This window comes from Parabacteroides sp. An277, assembly GCF_002159645.1.
In the GTDB taxonomy this organism is placed as follows: domain Bacteria; phylum Bacteroidota; class Bacteroidia; order Bacteroidales; family Tannerellaceae; genus Parabacteroides.
Map to the genome: position 1 here is coordinate 135959 of NZ_NFJB01000001.1, position 17382 is coordinate 153340.

Genomic DNA, 17382 nt, shown 5'->3' on the forward strand with positions numbered 1-17382 from the left:
TTATTCACGCGTTACGGTATAATCTTTTTGGTAGTGGACGATAAAGATGTTTGTATTGATGAAACCACCCCAATTGTTCACCCGGTGGAAGTCGAAACCGGTTTGGATGGGTTGGTAGCGGATATCATCCAGCCGCTCCTCGAAGTTAGCTCCATAACGGTTCATCGCGCTAAAGAAGAACATGCCCGTATCGAACCCTAAGATGCCATATTTCGGATAAGTATTAATCAAATCCTTGCTATACCAGGTCTTAAACTTATTATAAAAGTCGTGCATGGGTTGTCCCAAGTTGTCTGCGTAGAAATTACTGTAAATATAAGTGTCGAGTACGTAGAAGTCCTCTAAGGCTTCGCGGACGTAGGTTTGCCATTCTGGATATCCGAACATCGCTACCATATAGTCTGTTTGCGTTTCAGCCAGCATCCTGAGCGGTGTTTTAATCTGTTGCAACGCTTCCAAAGAAGAAGAGGTCGGGATAATTACATTCCTTCGTCCATCTTCCATATAGAGCGAATCAATGTCAATGGCGAAGGTTTCGCGGTTATAACCCATCTCTTTATAGGGTATTTTATGCTCCTTCAACTCGGCTTGAAAGGTTTGGATAAACTCTTTCTTTTCTTCCTTATCCGGCGTGTGGACGAAGATAATGTTATCTCCGGCAAAAAGTTTACGCCCTCGTTCTGCCGCTTTCGAATAAAGATAGGAGTGGGGCGTATTGACTTGGAAGACGCAAGCATTCGAAAGCACGTCGTCGTTTTTCGAGGTGAATGGGATGACGTATTTGATGTCGTGTGCTTTGGCGAAGTCCGCTACCAATTTGATTTGGTCGTTCTGCACGGCTCCGATAATCAAATTGACATTCGGGAGCGTTTCGCCTGTCAGGATTTCTTGGATACGTTTCGTTCCGTTTCCCGTATCATATACGGACAAATCCAACGAATATCCTTGGTTCCGAAGGCTATCAATCGCTAATAGCATTCCTTCGTAATATTCGATGAATCGAGACGATGCGGCTCCCCCCTGGCTTGGATTGAATGGAAGCAACAACGCTACCTTCAACCCATCTAACCGCTCGACCGTTTTCGGGACGTCCAATAGGGCATTCACGGCTGTTTCCGATTCAATAATCATTTCTGCCGGCTTTGCAGAGGATGAAGCCATCGAGGCAGAAGATACTGGAACGCGAATGACCATTCCCGCCTTCACTCCTTTTTTCAGGGCCGGGTTTAGGCGAATCAGTTCGTAACTCGACACTTTGAACTTTCGGCAAAGGCTATACATGGTCTCTTTGCGCTGTACTTCGTAAGTAATTTCTTTCGTGGTCTTTTCGCCCGGTATAGTGGTCTGTTTGTTTATCGAGTCGTCCGTCTCGACGGGAATGCGGATAGTTCGTCCCGCTCGGAAGGTCTTCGTGGATAAACCCGGATTGGCCTCGACGATATGTTGTGCAGGTACTTTGTACTTCATCGATACCGCATACAACGTCTCTTTGGGCTCGATCGTATGAAAGGTGTAGGTTTCTGTCTCTACGCCTTCTTGGAAGGAGGCTTTCCCTTGTGGAATGAGTAACACCTCGCCGGCTCGGATCCCCTCCTGGCTACCCGGATTGAGGCGGTAGATTGCTTCCGTCGAAATACCATACATCGTTGCGATGGCATATACCGTTTCGCCCGCCTCGATGGTATGGCGGAACGTCTGCTCGTTTTGAGCTGAAAGACTCACGCTTGCCAATCCAACGAGACAAGCCACTATATACGTTTTGAATTGCATCATTTTCTTTCTGTTTATGCCGACAAAGGTAATCATTTAGCTTCAAACAACCGTATCTTATGCGGCTTTTTACGCGTCGGACGGGTCAAAAACTATTTTTCTCTTTCCACACCAGATGTGCCGGTTTTTACTTCTTTTTCCGACTTCGGTTGGTGCTTATGGATTTACCGGAGGACTTACGTCCTCTTCCGGAGTTCTTCTTGTGGCTGGCCGGGTCGTAAGTCGGAATTTGTCCATATTGCGGGTCGATAGGAATCTTATATACCTGCTTTCCCAGGAATTTTTCGATACGGCTGAAAGCGGGTTGTTCTTCCGGTCCGACAAAGGTAATGGCCAGTCCTTCACCGTTTGTTCCGCGTGCGGTACGGCCGATGCGGTGTACATAATCTTCCGGGTCGTGAGGAATATCGAAGTTCACCACTAAGCGAATATCATTGATGTCAATGCCTCGTGCGACGACATCGGTAGCCACCAGAATGTCCACTTTCCCATTCTTAAAGTCTCGCATGACCTCCTCCCGTTGGCTCTGTTCTAAGTCGGAGTGCATCGCCGCTACGTTGAACTTGAGGCGCAAGAGCGTTTTCGCTAGTTCCTTCACTTTTTGTTTGGAGGAAGAGAAGATAATGACGCGCTGGGGCCGGCTGGCGGCAAATAAATCTTCAAGAATCTTCAGTTTCTGTTCGTCATAACAAATATAAGCTGTTTGCATGATGGATTCTGGTGGTCGGGAGATGGCAATTTCAACTTCCACTGGATTCTTCAAGATATTGCTGGCCAATGTACGGATTTTAGGTGGCATAGTGGCTGAAAACATGATGGTTTGGCAGGTGGCAGGCAGCTGTTTGTATATTTGCATGATGTCGTCGTAAAAACCCATGTCGAGCATGCGGTCTGCCTCGTCGAGTACGAAAAAAGAGACCTTCGAGAGGTCTACGGCGTCGAGCTTAATATAAGATAATAATCGGCCTGGCGTTGCGATGACCAAATCCGCACCCATTTCCAAACCTCGGCGTTGTTGTTCCCAAGCGGTACCGTCTGTTCCTCCATAGATGGCTACAGCAGAGATAGACACAAAGTAAGAGAAACCCTCAATTTGCTGGTCGATTTGCTGAGCCAATTCGCGTGTAGGTGCCATGATAACCGCATTGACAGCATTCTCAGGATAGCCCCCCTTGCTTAGTTCATTAATGATAGGCAATACGTATGCTGCCGTTTTGCCCGTGCCTGTTTGCGCACAGGCAATCACATCTTTACCTTCCAATATGACTGGGATGGTCTTTTCCTGTACCGGGGTAGCCTCTACAAAATTCATGGCATCCAAACCATCCAGAATCGCATCTTCTAATTGTAATTCATCGAATCTCATAATCTCTTCTTGTAATAACGGCGATAGATATCCGCATAAATACCTTTTTCCTTCAACTTATTAAACCACATGTTGAGGCTGTCGCAGAGAACGGGCGTGTTTCGGCGCGTAGCCCACGACTGTAGTTGTGTAAAACTGATATCCGTCTGGATGTCTATCTCTGGGTATTGTTTCTGCATTTGCTCGGCGTTTTGCTGATCGCATACGGCGAAGTCAATGTCACGGTTCGCCACCATGGCAATCAGCTGTTCATCCGAGTATAAATCATTTTCTATTACATATATGGTATCACCTATCTCATGCTCCAGATTCCGGATACGGAGAAGGGCAGGAGAGTCTTTGGGTACATAAAGTGTCATTCCACCTAAAAGCAATTGATTACGGATAGGTTTTAGCCCCTCGTTGGCCTTTTCCGTACGTTGGACAAGAACCTGTTTGTTTAGGAGAATCGGCTCAGTAAAAAGAAAATCTGTCTTATTTTCAGCTGTGATAGGGATATTTCTTGCGATTACATCTGCCTCTTGATTGGCTAACGAGGCGAAGCTCTTTTCTAAATTCATCTCTAACAATAGTTGCACTTCTAAACCGGAAATTTCGGCAATGGCTTGTGAAAGTTCATATTGAAATCCGCAGATAGTGTCTCCATTGATAAAATACCCAGTCGGACTATACTCTGTGATGATCCGTAATATACCCTCTTGTTGGATTTCAGGGTAATCCCGTACGGGTAGAACTTTGTGATCTCTCCGGTACGACCACAAAGAGACCATCCAGGCAAGTACGATGCCTAAGAGCACTATATATAGGAATAATAACTTCTTATGCTTCTTCATCATCGTCAATTATTAAATCGGACGGCAACCCCCATCTTTATCATCATTGGATTCAGAGGATAGTGCGCCAGCGAAAAGTAGTTGGGACGTACGAATTGGCTACTAAGATTGTATACCATCACAAAGAACCGTGCTTGTTTGAGGTTGAAGTTGGCATAGGCATTGATAAGAGGATAATTACCCACCTTGACTTCGTCTTGCACCTGAAATTGTTGTGTCGCCGCTTCGTAGTAGGGAGCATAATAAGCGGTATTATAGTGGAGGTCAGCTCCAATTTGGATATTTAATACTTTGGCCAATTTGAACTTTAGGTACAGGTTTGAATAGACACTTAAATCAGGAAGCGGCAAGACGTTTTGATTGCTACTAATTTGATAGGCCAATTCATTTTCCCAGCCCAAAGCCCGGTAATAAAAATTTTGCTTTAGCCGTGCGGTGACGACCTGCAGGTTATTTTCGTGTTGAACAGGCATCCCGTCTTTTCCAAAATAGACATAGTTCTGGATGCTTTCAACACCGGCAGAGAGTGTGGTTTGAGTTGATTCTACATTTACTTCACCACCCACATAAAACTGTTGAATCATGTTGAAGTCGTTATCCCACCAGAAGTAACGCGAATGATAGTGACGTTGGAAAAAAGCCGGGGTCATGTTTTTGATATAGGCGTTCGCTTTAACATACGCTTCTTTCTGGAAAAGGTTGAAAGTCGTACGAAGCTCTCCCGACGCACGAAACTCACCCACATCGTCTCCTAAAATACAAAGTTCTCCACGAGCGTTATATGTGAATAACTTTCCTGTCCGTTTAGATAACTCTGCCCCAACGTATGTCGACAATTCATCATATGTACGTATGGTGGAACTCTGAAAGGTAGGAGGAATGAACGAATAATCAGGGTCAGGAATCACTATCTCCGTAGAGGCATCTCGTTTACCGTCTTGCATGCGATAGCGCCGCTTTTCTATATCAATAAAAGCCGTTAATCCGAACTTGACCCAATTTTGGAAACCCTCTCGCAGTGAGAGAGCGATAATATTTTTCATGCTCCAATACGACATGACGTCGTTGAGTTTATCGTCATAATTAAAAGGTAGTCCTTGGTTAAAGAGCGTGTCTGTAGCCACGCTTGAACTTTCGGAAGTGGTGAAACGTCTTTGATTATCTTCGTATTGAAATGTATGGATAATACTTGATACAGGGATAAACACCTCTTTGGCGTAACCATCTTTGTCTGTCTCTTCTAATGTTCGAGTGAATCCTAGATTGTACCGATGAGTCAAAAAGTACTGCTTACCTTTTACTCTATTGAATACGTTGGTATACAAGACGGGGTAATCTGTTGATACCATATTTCTTCGGCCTTCAGAATAATCTTCCGGATGAGTCAATACATTATCGTCAGCTAATCCTCCATTTTCGTGAAGGACAAAGTTATAATTGCTTGCATACGCGTTAAGTTCATAGCGGTCAGAACGATAACTTCCGAATATTCGATAGCTAATCAATTTGTTGCCATTAGAGGAGTAGAAACCTCGCCCATAGATATAGTCAAAATCTCCACCAATGTTAATCTTCTTTCCGAAGTTAATGCCTATCGTGCCGGTTAATTGTTCTTCCTTGCTGACGCTTCCTCCGGCAGTGGTGTACATCACATTTGTAAAGGGTGTTTTAGCGTCATAAAATTTAGCATTTTCAGGGGTAGTGATATAATAGTCGAAAGCATCAGCAAAGATAAAATCCCGCGCTTCTTTTCTTTCCGAGAAAATGCGAGTTTGGGCTGGAGAACCCAGATTTGCCAAATACCCAATAGCCAATCCCTTTCCTTCTGTCAATGTACGGTTAGATGTATTATATATACTGGTATCCATTGGAGCTATATAAGCATCTCCTAACAGAGGGGTTAGTTGGTATGCTATAATCTTTTTGCTTTTTAATTCAGCGCTATCTACTACCAGCAGGCTATCGGGAAGTTTGGTATTGCTTCCTGAAAGATTGGATAGAGAGAATCCACTTCTGCCTCCTCGTCGGGTCTGCGCAAAGAGGTGAGTGGATATCATTAATAACATTAATATATAAAGCGTATATTTCATTGGCTGCAAAGATAACAAAAAGGCGTTTCTTACGGAACGAAACGCCTTATCTTTATCATTTTTTGTGGAGAAATCATACTTTCTGGATAATTTCCATACCTTTTTGAATGGCTGCTTCATTCATTGGAATCAAATTATGATGGCGTGCAGGTAAAGATTTCTTTAATCCTAATAATACGTTTTCCATCTTTACCATGGGAGCTACTTTCAATAAACCACCCAGAATTAGCATGTTGAATGATTTCGCGTTTTGCATTTCGGCAGCTGTATCCATCGCATCTACTCGATAAACTTGAATATCGTTTCGTTTGATTTCGGAGTGAATGCCATATCCATCGTAAATCAAAATGCCGCCTGGTTTTATTTTACTTTCGAACTTGTCTAACGAGGGTTGATTCAATATGACGGCAATGTCATATTCATTCAAAATAGGCGAACTAATAGGATCATCACTTAGGATGACCGTCACATTAGCTGTTCCCCCGCGTTGCTCTGGTCCATAGGAGGGCATCCAAGTAACTTCTTTACCTTCCATTAATCCGGAGTAAGCCAATATTTTACCCATCGAAAGTACACCTTGACCTCCAAATCCGGCAATAATTATTTCATGTTTCATTACTTCTACGTTGTTTTTAAGATTCCACATTCTTTAAATCGCCTAATGGATAGAAAGGGAACATATTTTCTTCCATCCATTGGTTGGCCTGTTCGGGCGACATTTTCCATCCCGAAGAGCAAGTTGATACAAACTCTACCACTGATGTGCCTTTTTGTGCCATCGAGTTTTCAAAAGCCTTCCGCAATGCTTTCTTCGCTTTTCGTACGGCAGCTGCGTTTTGTACGCTTTGGCGGGTCACATAACATGTTCCGTCGAGCTGAGCCAAAATATTTCCAATCTTAAGCGGGAAACCGTTCAGGGCTACGTCTCTTCCGTAAGGGCAGGTTGAAGTCTTCATGCCAATTAAGGTCGTAGGTGCCATTTGTCCACCTGTCATTCCATAAATCGCATTGTTGACGAATATGATGACGATATTTTCGCCTCGGTTGGCAGCATGGATGGTTTCGGCTGTTCCGATAGCGGCTAAGTCTCCATCACCTTGATAAGTAAATACCATTTTGTTTGGATTCAATCGTTTGATGGCTGTAGCCAAAGCAGGAGCACGTCCATGAGCTGCTTCTTCCCAATCAATATCTATATAATTATAGGCAAAGACGGCACAACCTACAGGTGAAACGCCGATAGTCTCTTCTTCCATACCCATATCGGCAATTACTTCGGCAATTAATTTATGGATAACACCATGGCTACATCCTGGACAATAGTGCATGGCATTATCGTTCATCAACTTGGGCTTTTCATACACCAAGTTCTCTGGTTTTATAATTTCATTTTCCATTTTCGAATGCTTTTAATTAAAATACCTGAGTACATATTGGATAAGACGAATCACAACCGCAATTCCTCCGAGGGTAAGCGTTATGCTACGGTCTACTGAACTAATGCAAAAGCATACCACAGTAGCTAATGCTAATAGCATAAATACCAACGTCATGATTTCGTCTGCTTTACTTCCGCGTCTCATTCTCTATGCTTGATTATTTTGTCGGATTGATGATTAATCTCTTTAACGCATCCAATACCTCATCGGGAGTAAAGACAATTCCGCCTAAACGTCCGAAGTGTTCTACCTTCACGCGTCCTTCGACGGCCAATTGTACATCCTCTACCATTTGTCCCGCATTTAATTCGACTACGAGCATTCCTTTTACTTGGTATGCGTATTGAGAAAGAATCTCGGAAGGGAAAGGCCAAAGCGTAATAGGACGCAACAATCCCAGCATGATACCTTCCGCACGAGCTATCTCGACGACTTTCTGGCAAATGCGGGCAGATGAACCAAACGCCACCAACATATATTCCGCGTCTTCACAATGATATTCTTCGTAGCGTACCTCTTGAGCTTCGATATCTTTGTATTTGGCTTGGAAGCGTTCGTTGTTTACCTCCATAGCTGCTGGGTCAAGTTCGAGCGAGGTAATGACGTTGCGTTTCCGTCCTGCTTTCTTTCCGCGGGCAGCCCATGGGCATTCCGCATCTACTTCGGCATCCGTACGGCGTGGGTGGAAAGGCGGAAGAATCACCTTTTCCATCATCTGTCCGATGATACCATCTGCTAAAATAACAGCCGGATTCCGGTATTTGAAAGCCAATTCAAATCCTAAACCCACGAAGTCCGCCATCTCTTGCACCGAAGCAGGCGCTAAGGTAATCAAACGGTAGTCGCCATGGCCTCCTCCTTTCACCGTTTGGAAGTAATCCGCCTGGCTGGGCTGAATAGTACCTAATCCAGGACCACCCCGCATAACATTCACTACTACACAGGGCAGTTCGGCACCTGCCATATATGAGATGCCCTCTTGCATCAAACTCACGCCCGGACTCGACGAAGAAGTCATGACGCGTTTGCCTGTACCAGCTCCTCCGTATATCATATTGATAGCAGCCACTTCGCTTTCTGCTTGAAGTACTACCATACCGGTTGTTTCCCATGGCTTCTCGGCCATGAATGTTTCCAATACTTCTGATTGTGGTGTGATTGGGTAACCGAAGTATCCATCCACACCGTAACGAATGGCTGCGTGGGCAATCGCTTCGTTACCTTTCATTAGCTTTACTTCTTCTGCCATATCACTCTATTTTCATTTTATAAACTGTTAAACATCCATCCGGACAAACTAATCCGCAGCTTGCACAACCAATGCATGCGTCCGGAGACTTCATATACACGTAATGATACCCTTTGTTGTTGACCTCCCTCGGGTGCAATTCCAATACATCTGAGGGGCAAGCCACCACACACAGGTTACAACCTTTGCAACGCTCTGTATTCACTACAACGGCGCCTCTAAATTTTGCCATATCTTTCTATTTAATGTAACACTTTTCTTTTCCATGTTTGCTTCCAATGATTCGTTTCGAATCTGCCAAAGGTAGTAAAAATCTTTGGAAAACATACCCCTTCCGGCCTGTTTAATTATCTATATTTCTTCTATCCGCTGTATAATAGTGTGTTATGGGTAGGGAGAATCAGGCTTTTCCCTGCCTGATAAAATCGAAAGGATGCCGGAGAATAATTCGTAAACTGCTTGTCGATTCTATAAATATCGTCGATATTTGTGTAAATATCGACGATATTTATATATCTTTAGCTTAAAGATGCAAAAATATCGACGATACGTGAAGAATAGGTAGGCATAATCGGAAGTTTTCTTGCTTTATGCGGAGATTTTTCAAAGGGTTTTCTGCCGTATGGACCGGGACTGGAGCGGAAAGAAAGGGCGATATAAAATTTTTTTTGAATATTCTTTCAAATATGCTTAGCGCTATTCAAAAAAAGCATTAACTTTGGGGCATTCAAACCATGGAAATAATTATATACATTATATATTATGGACACAAAAATTCAAGAGCTGACCGACAAGATTTATAAGGAAGGCGTAGAAAAAGGTAACGAAGAAGCTGCTCGCATCATCGCGGACGCGGAATCGCGCCAGAAGGCACTGTTGGCGGAAGCAGAAGCGAAAGCCCAAGAAATCGTAGCAGCGGCTGAGAAGAAGGCGGCAGAACTGAAGAAAAACACGGAAGCTGAGTTGCGACTTTTTGCGGCTCAATCGGTGGAAGCGCTCAAGAGCGAAGTGGCAAACCTCATTACGGGAAAAGTCGTTTCAGACAATGTGAAGGCGGTTCTTACCGATGCAGCGTTTATGCAAAAGGTTATTTTGGCGTTAGTGAAAGGCTGGCAAGAAGCTGGTGGGTTGATTATTCAAACGGCTGATGCCGAAGCACTCCGTTCGTATTTCCTCTCGAATGCAAAAAGCTATTTGGACAAAGGATTGAAGATTGAACAGGTGAATGGCAAAAAGACCTCGTTTGCTATTCTCCCGGCCGACGGTTCGTACAAGGTTTCGTTTGGAGAAGAGGAATTTGTTGAATTCTTTAAAGAGTTCTTGCGCCCGCAATTGGTAGAGGCTCTTTTCTAAACGAGACGCGCTATGAGTAAGTATTATTGCTTGATAGCAGGACTTCCCAACATAGCCCTCGACGATAGCAAGCTTGCCTATACGGTATCTGGATTTAGGGAAGAATTGGATGGCATATTGACCAGGAAGGATAAGCGGTTCATCGACCTCTTTTTCCTTAAATTTGATAATGCCAACTTGATTCAATTCCTGAAGAATCCGGAGGCGGAACCTGATGGGCGAGGAGTGATATCCTTAGGGGATTATCGCGCTGCACTCAGGGCTTTGCGGGATGAAGAGGCGATACCGAAGGCAACGGAAAAACGTTTGCCCGCTTATGTGGTGGATTTCTTGAGACTTTACCTACAGAGTGAAGAAAAAGGTGAAGCCATGGAAAGCGTTTCGTGGTATGATCGTTTGGCTGCCCTTTATTATGCGTATGCCATGAAGTGCGGAAATCAATTTGTGGGCGATTGGTTCGAATTGAATTTAAACATTAATAATATGTTGGCGGCTATTACTTGCCGGAAGCATGGATTGGATAAGGCGGGTTATATCGTGGGCACGAATGAAGTGGCTAATGCGTTGCGGACATCCAATGCGCGCGATTTCGGATTGGGCGATACGGTGGAATATCTTCCAGACTTGCAACGAGTGGCAGAAGAAACCGACCTGATGGCTCGAGAGAAGAAAATAGATCTCTTGAAATGGGGATGGCTTGAAGAAAATACGTTCTTTAAGACATTCGATATTGAGAGTGTCTTTGCCTATATACTCAAACTGGAGATGATTGAACGCTGGGTAACTTTGGACAAGACGACTGGCGAAAAAACTTTCCGCGAAATAGTGGGCGCCATGAAGAAGGGGAGCGAGAATGCCCTGGATGAATTTAAAAGAAATAATGAAAGATAAATAATATGGCTACAAAAGGAATTGTAAGAGGAATTGTATCCAATCTGGTAACAGTAGAGGTTGATGGACCGGTTTCCCAGAATGAAATCTGTTACATTTCTGTGGGGGGCGTCCGGTTGATGTCGGAGGTCATCAAAGTAATAGGAAAGAATGCCTATGTGCAGGTATTCGAGAGTACACGTGGTATGCGTGTAGGAGATACAGCCGAGTTTCAGGGACATATGTTGGAAGTAACGTTGGGTCCAGGTATGTTGTCACGTAATTACGACGGTTTGCAAAACGATTTGGATAAAATGCAAGGCGTGTTCTTGAAGCGTGGCGAATATACTTATCCTTTGGACGAGAATAAGAAATGGCCTTTTAAACCGTTGGCTCAAGTGGGAGACACGGTAGAAGCCGGCTCTTGGTTAGGTGAGGTAGACGAGAACTCTCAACCCCATAAGATTATGGTGCCTTTTACCTTCGAAGGAACTTATACCATCAAGAGCGTTGCCCCAGAAGGTGAATATACCATTCATGATACGATGGCCGTACTTTCGGATGCGAAGGGTGAGGAGGTAAAGGTCACCATGGTACAGAAATGGCCGGTAAAGAAAGCCATTACGTGCTATAAAGAGAAGCCGCGTCCTTTCAAGCTCTTGGAGACAGGTGTCCGTACGATTGATACTGTGAATCCTATTGTAGAAGGTGGTACGGGATTTATTCCTGGCCCGTTTGGAACGGGTAAGACGGTGCTCCAACATGCGATCTCTAAACAGGCGGAGGCTGATATTGTGATCATCGCAGCGTGTGGTGAGCGTGCAAACGAGGTGGTAGAAATCTTTACAGAGTTCCCCGAATTAGTCGACCCGCATACCGGACGTAAGTTGATGGAACGTACCATTATCATTGCCAATACTTCGAACATGCCGGTGGCTGCGCGTGAAGCTTCGGTATATACGGCTATGACTATTGCGGAATACTACCGGAGTATGGGGTTGAAGGTATTGTTGATGGCAGACTCAACATCCCGTTGGGCACAGGCTTTGCGTGAGATGTCCAATCGCTTGGAAGAGCTTCCTGGACCAGATGCTTTCCCAATGGATTTGTCGGCTATCATCGCGAATTTCTATGCACGTGCCGGATATGTTGTATTAAATAATGGTAAGACAGGTTCTGTTACGTTTATCGGTACCGTATCTCCGGCTGGTGGTAACTTGAAGGAGCCGGTGACGGAGAACACCAAGAAGGTGGCTCGTTGTTTCTATGCCTTGGAACAGGAACGTGCGGATAGGAAACGCTATCCGGCAGTCAACCCGATCGATAGTTATTCGAAATATTTGGAATATCCGGAATTCCAGGAATACATAGCTAAGCATATCTCTCCGACTTGGATTGATAAGGTAAATGAAATCAAGACACGTATGCTTCGCGGTAAGGAGATTTCGGAGCAAATCAATATTTTGGGTGATGATGGCGTGCCGGTAGATTACCATGTTACGTTCTGGAAGTCTGAACTTATTGACTTTGTTATCTTGCAGCAGGATGCGTTCGACCCGATTGATGCCGTAACGCCATTGGTTCGTCAGGAGTTCATGTTGGATAAAGTCATCGCTATTTGCCGCGCCGACTTTCAATTTGAGACTTTCCTTGAGGTAATGGATTATTTCAAGAAAGTCATCAATATCTTCAAGCAGATGAACTATTCGGAATATGAAAGCGAACAGTTCAAGAAATTCAACGAAGAGTTGGATGCTTTGTTAAAAGAAAGAATGAAATAAATAGATAATCAGTATGGCAACAAAAGCATTTCAAAAGATATATACAAAGATTACCCAGATTACGAAGGCGACCTGTTCGTTGAAAGCGACGGGTGTTGGGTATGACGAGTTGGCTTCGGTAGATGGCAAGTTGGCTCAGGTGGTAAAGATTATCGGCGATGAAGTAACGCTACAAGTATTCTCAGGAACGGAGGGTATTCGCACGAATGCCGAGGTCGTGTTCATGGGAAAGGCTCCTTCGCTTAAGGTGGGCGATCAGTTGGCAGGCCGTTTCTTTAATGCATATGGCGAGCCGATTGATGGTGGTCCTATTCCGGAAGGACGTGAAGTGGAAATTGGCGGACCTTCGGTGAATCCGGTGCGTCGTAAACAACCTTCTGAATTGATTGCGACTGGTATTGCGGGCATTGACCTGAACAATACGTTGGTAACGGGACAGAAGATTCCGTTCTTTGCTGATCCAGACCAGCCTTTCAACCAAGTTATGGCATTGGTGGCCATGCGTGCGCAGTCGGATAAAATCATCTTGGGCGGCATGGGTATGACGAATGATGATTATCTTTTTTTCAAGAATACATTTAGTAATGCCGGGGCATTGGACCGTATCGTGAGTTTCATCAATACCACCGAGGATCCGTCTGTAGAGCGTATCTTGATTCCAGACATGGCACTTTGCGCCGCCGAATATTTTGCAGTCGAGAAACATGAGAAGGTATTAGTGTTGTTGACGGATATGACGAACTACGCTGACGCTTTGGCCATCGTTTCAAACCGTATGGATCAGATTCCTTCGAAAGACTCGATGCCGGGTTCGTTGTATTCCGATTTGGCAAAGATTTACGAGAAGGCGGTACAGTTCCCGGATGGCGGTTCTATCACGATTATCGCGGTAACTACGCTTTCGGGTGGCGATATTACGCACGCTGTGCCGGATAACACGGGATACATCACGGAAGGCCAGCTCTACTTGCGCCGCGATAGCGATGTGGGTAAGGTCATCGTCGACCCGTTCCGCAGTTTGTCTCGTCTGAAACAATTGGTGACTGGAAAGAAGACGCGCGAAGATCATCCGCAAGTGATGAATGCTGCCGTTCGTCTGTATGCTGATGCGGCAAATGCCAAGACGAAGATGGAGAATGGTTTTGACCTGACCGACTACGATAACCGTGCGTTGGCCTTTGCGAAGGATTACTCTTCGAAACTTTTGGCTATTGACGTGAATTTGGATACGACCGAGATGCTCGATGTAACGTGGGGCTTGTTTGGTAAGTACTTTAGCCCGGCCGAGGTGAACATCAAGCAGAATCTGGTCGATAAGTATTGGAAGAAATAATAGGCTTATGGAATACGGAAATTTCCAAAGTTTGGAATCGAGATTACCAAATATTGGTACTGATATTACCAAAGTATGGAAGTGATGCTCCCAAAGCGTGGTAATGAGACTCCCATAGGTTGGTATTGAGATTACTAAAGGAAGGAAATTGTCTGGTATAGCAAACCTGTTAATCATTAGCAAGATAAATATTATGGCTATAAAGTTTCAATATAACAAAACATCACTTCAGCAATTGGAAAAGCAGCTGAAGATGCGTGAACGGTCGCTCCCTACGATTAAAAGCAAGGAGAGTGCGCTGCGTATCGAGGTAAAGCGTACCAAAGACGAAGTGAATAAGTTGGAACTTCAGCTGGAACAAGAGATTCAGAGCTATGAGCACATGGTGGCTTTATGGAACGAGTTCGATCCTGCCTTAATCCGGGTGAAAGACGTTACTTTGGCTACCAAAAAGATTGCAGGGGTGATTGTCCCGGTCTTAGACGAGATACAGTTTGAGATAGGACGTTACAGCCTCTTTAGCTCCCCTTCGTGGTTTACCGATGGCATCGACTTGCTGAAGAAACTAGCACGTACGGGTATCGAGGCTGAATTCTCTACCATGAAGCTGGAGTTGTTGGAACATGCCCGGAAGAAGACTACTCAGAAGGTGAACCTCTTCGAGAAGGTACAGATTCCGGGATACAAGGATGCAATCCGTAAAGTGAAACGCTTTATGGAAGATGAGGAGAGCCTTTCGAAGTCTTCGCAGAAGATTATGAGGGCGAACCAAGAGAAACGTAAAGCTAAGACAGAGGAGGCAAGCGTATGATAGTAAAAATGAGTAAATATGCCTTCATGGTATATCATAAAGAGTACGATGCGTTCCTGAAGGAATTGCGGGAATTGGGCGTCTTACATGTCAAAGAGATTAACTCGATTAAGGACAATGCCGACCTACAAACGTTACTGGCAATGCGGAGACGCCTTGCTTCGGCGTTGCGCTTCTGCGCGGGTCTAAACAAGCAGTCTAAAAGGGTGTTGGCTCTGGGGCATGCAGACAAGGAACAGGGCTTACGGCTGGCTGAAGAGTTGGAGGCTCTACAGGAAAAGAAACTCAAGCTCATGACCCAGAAGGCCGCCCTCGAAAAGGATATGGCTTATATGGATATATGGGGTGATTTCGACTTCACGAATATTCGTCTTCTCCGGGATGCAGGATATGCGGTGGACTTCTATAGTTGCCCTACGTCGCACTACGAACCTAAGTGGGGCGAAGAGTATAATGCTTTCTTGGTGAACAATGTACAATCAGTAACCTACTTCGTCACTGTGACCAAGGTCGGTACTCCTATCGAGGTCGATGCCGAACGTGCTAAGATGCCGGCTAAAGGACTCAAAGAGCTTCAGGCCGACTACTCACAATTGATTGCTGCGACGAAGGATTTAGAGGAAGAGATGGATGTCTTCGCGGCCCAGCATTACAATGACTTCGTAGAGGCGGACAAGCTCATTCAAGACGAGTTTAACTACCAAAACGCATGGGCACAGACGGACCACGAAGCAGCAGACCGCTTGCTCATCTTGGAGGGGTTCGTCCCGTCTGAGGAGGCTCAGTCGCTCGAACAAGCACTCGCGGCTAAGGGGTATTATTACCAACCGTTGGAAATCAACGAGGAGGAACCTGTCCCCATTAAGCTACGTAACAATGCCTTCTCGCGTCTCTTCGAACCGATCACACGTATGTTCTCCCTTCCGAATTATACAGAGTTCGACCCGACACCTTTCTTCGCTCCCTTCTTCATGCTCTTCTTTGGGCTTTGTTTTGGTGATGGTGGATATGGGTTGTTGGTCATATTGGTCTGTGCTTACTTCAAAAGGAAGGCGAGCCAGCAGGTCAAGGACTATCTTTCCCTCTTCCAATATTTCGGATTGGCAGCACTCATCGTGGGTACGTGTACAGGGTCTATATTCGGTGTGGCGTTGGCTACAGTACCTGCGTTGGCAGCCGTTAAGGACTACTTCGTCAGCAGTGATAATCTCATGACTTTCTCTATCATTATAGGGTTGGTACAGATTGTATTCGGGAAGACAGTGGCAGCTCTTAAGACCATGCAACAAAAGGGCACGAAGTATGGCATCGCTCCTATGGCATGGGTCTTTGTCATCATTGCGTTACTCTGTGCATTAGGGCTCCCCATGCTCCACGTCCAGCTTCCTTCTATGGTTGTGAACGTATGCTTTGGTATCGCAGGGTTGGGGCTCATCGTGGCCTTCCTCTACAACTCACCAGGGAAGAATGTCTTCCTCAATCTGGGGACAGGACTCTGGAACACGTACAACATGGCCTCTGGTCTATTAGGGGATACTCTTTCCTATATTCGTCTGTTTGCTATCGGACTTACCGGGTCTATCCTGGGAGGTGTATTTAACTCGTTGGCCATAGACATGACGGAGGGCATGAACGTCTTCTTGCGCATCATCGTGATGCTCCTTATACTCTTGTTGGGACATGCCATTAACTTTGGTCTTTGCACCATAAGCTCATTGGTACATCCGCTACGTTTGATCTTCGTTGAATACTATAAGAATGCCGAGTTCGAAGGTGGCGGTAAGGATTACCAGCCCTTCAAGAAGGCATAAAGGGGAAACCCACAAACAGGAACAATAACAAATAATAATAACATAAACATTCATCATTATGGAACCTATTTTATTAGCTTACTTAGGAATTGCATTTATGACAGGTTTAACCTTCATTGGCAGTAGTTATGGAGTCACTATCACAGGTAATGCTGTGGTGGGGGCCATGAAAAAGAACCCGGATGCTCTTGGGTCATATATAGGCTTAAGTGCACTCCCTTCGTCACAAGGGTTGTATGGCTTCGTGGGGTATTTCATGATGCAACCGTTTGTCACGGCTGACATCTCTTTACTCAATGCGATCGCCATCTTCGCGGCTGGCTTAGTTCTGGGATTTTCAGGTCTCATCTCAGCTATTCGTCAGGGACAGGTCTGCGCTAACGGTATCGCAGCGATAGGTGCTGGTCACAATGCCTTCGGATCCACGATGGTCATGGCCGTATTCCCTGAATTATATGCCATCTTAGGTCTTCTTGTCACCATTCTGATTAGCACGAGCCTTTCAGCTTAAAGGTGTTCATGGATAGAATAAACGGATTGCAGTGGGGGCGGACAGTGTCCGCCCTTATTTTTTGGTCGCCGGTCACGATGGGCGGCGGTTACAAAAAAAGGCGGATGTGAATCCGCCCTTATAATGACCCTTGATTATGGGTTATTAAGAGATAGGGGTCTCTCC

The 17382-nt window shown here is 45.1% G+C and carries 15 protein-coding genes; 7 read left to right on the forward strand and 8 right to left on the reverse strand.

The genetic code is table 11. The features are described 5' to 3' along the window. The 8 genes from B5F77_RS00585 to B5F77_RS00620 form a co-directional block, all read right to left on the reverse strand. Entirely contained in the window at positions 1-1773 is a 1773-nt protein-coding gene (locus B5F77_RS00585; protein WP_087326126.1) for a LysM peptidoglycan-binding domain-containing protein, read from the reverse strand. 124 nt (positions 1774-1897) lie between these two features. After that, positions 1898-3136: a DEAD/DEAH box helicase gene (locus tag B5F77_RS00590; protein ID WP_087326128.1), complete on the reverse strand. Its 1239-nt coding sequence runs from the start codon at positions 3134-3136 to the stop codon at positions 1898-1900. Further along, complete coding sequence (locus B5F77_RS00595) at positions 3133-3972, reverse strand: transporter substrate-binding domain-containing protein (RefSeq protein ID WP_239445689.1); 840 nt, start codon at positions 3970-3972, stop codon at positions 3133-3135. Before B5F77_RS00595 ends, B5F77_RS00590 begins: the two co-directional genes overlap by 4 nt. A gap of 2 nt (positions 3973-3974) precedes the next feature. Further along, the gene (locus B5F77_RS00600) at positions 3975-6026 is read right to left on the reverse strand and encodes a putative porin (RefSeq protein ID WP_343225029.1); all 2052 of its coding nucleotides are present in this window, start codon (positions 6024-6026) and stop codon (positions 3975-3977) included. 106 nt (positions 6027-6132) lie between these two features. Continuing rightward, entirely contained in the window at positions 6133-6675 is a 543-nt protein-coding gene (locus tag B5F77_RS00605; RefSeq protein WP_087326282.1) for a 2-oxoacid:acceptor oxidoreductase family protein, read from the reverse strand. A 16-nt stretch (positions 6676-6691) separates the two neighbouring features. After that, complete coding sequence (locus B5F77_RS00610) at positions 6692-7456, reverse strand: thiamine pyrophosphate-dependent enzyme (RefSeq protein ID WP_087326132.1); 765 nt, start codon at positions 7454-7456, stop codon at positions 6692-6694. A 199-nt stretch (positions 7457-7655) separates the two neighbouring features. Then, positions 7656-8747 (reverse strand): 3-methyl-2-oxobutanoate dehydrogenase subunit VorB, encoded by a 1092-nt coding sequence (locus tag B5F77_RS00615; RefSeq protein ID WP_087326134.1) that lies wholly within the window; start codon positions 8745-8747, stop codon positions 7656-7658. 1 nt (position 8748) lies between these two features. Beyond that, positions 8749-8979 (reverse strand): 4Fe-4S binding protein, encoded by a 231-nt coding sequence (locus B5F77_RS00620; protein ID WP_087326136.1) that lies wholly within the window; start codon positions 8977-8979, stop codon positions 8749-8751. Positions 8980-9509: 530 nt separating this feature from the next. On the opposite strand from B5F77_RS00620, the gene B5F77_RS00625 reads away from it, so the two are divergent. The 7 genes from B5F77_RS00625 to B5F77_RS00655 all read left to right on the forward strand — a co-directional run bounded on the left by B5F77_RS00625 (position 9510) and on the right by B5F77_RS00655 (position 17217). Continuing rightward, complete coding sequence (locus B5F77_RS00625; RefSeq protein ID WP_087326138.1) at positions 9510-10100, forward strand: hypothetical protein; 591 nt, start codon at positions 9510-9512, stop codon at positions 10098-10100. Between the two features lie 12 nt (positions 10101-10112). Next, positions 10113-10991: a DUF2764 domain-containing protein gene (locus tag B5F77_RS00630; RefSeq protein ID WP_087326140.1), complete on the forward strand. Its 879-nt coding sequence runs from the start codon at positions 10113-10115 to the stop codon at positions 10989-10991. A gap of 5 nt (positions 10992-10996) precedes the next feature. Beyond that, positions 10997-12751 carry a V-type ATP synthase subunit A gene (locus tag B5F77_RS00635; protein ID WP_087326142.1) on the forward strand — a complete coding sequence of 585 codons (1755 nt, stop codon included), beginning with the start codon at positions 10997-10999 and terminating at the stop codon, positions 12749-12751. A 13-nt stretch (positions 12752-12764) separates the two neighbouring features. Beyond that, a complete protein-coding gene (locus B5F77_RS00640; RefSeq protein ID WP_087326144.1) occupies positions 12765-14084 on the forward strand; it encodes a V-type ATP synthase subunit B in 1320 nt (439 codons plus the stop codon). 193 nt (positions 14085-14277) lie between these two features. Further along, positions 14278-14895 carry a V-type ATP synthase subunit D gene (locus B5F77_RS00645; RefSeq protein ID WP_087326146.1) on the forward strand — a complete coding sequence of 206 codons (618 nt, stop codon included), beginning with the start codon at positions 14278-14280 and terminating at the stop codon, positions 14893-14895. Then, complete coding sequence (locus B5F77_RS00650) at positions 14892-16706, forward strand: V-type ATPase 116kDa subunit family protein (protein ID WP_087326148.1); 1815 nt, start codon at positions 14892-14894, stop codon at positions 16704-16706. The genes B5F77_RS00645 and B5F77_RS00650 overlap by 4 nt, the downstream gene beginning before the upstream one ends. Positions 16707-16764: 58 nt before the next feature. Next, positions 16765-17217 carry an ATPase gene (locus B5F77_RS00655; protein ID WP_087326150.1) on the forward strand — a complete coding sequence of 151 codons (453 nt, stop codon included), beginning with the start codon at positions 16765-16767 and terminating at the stop codon, positions 17215-17217. The last annotated feature ends 165 nt before the right edge of the window (positions 17218-17382 follow it).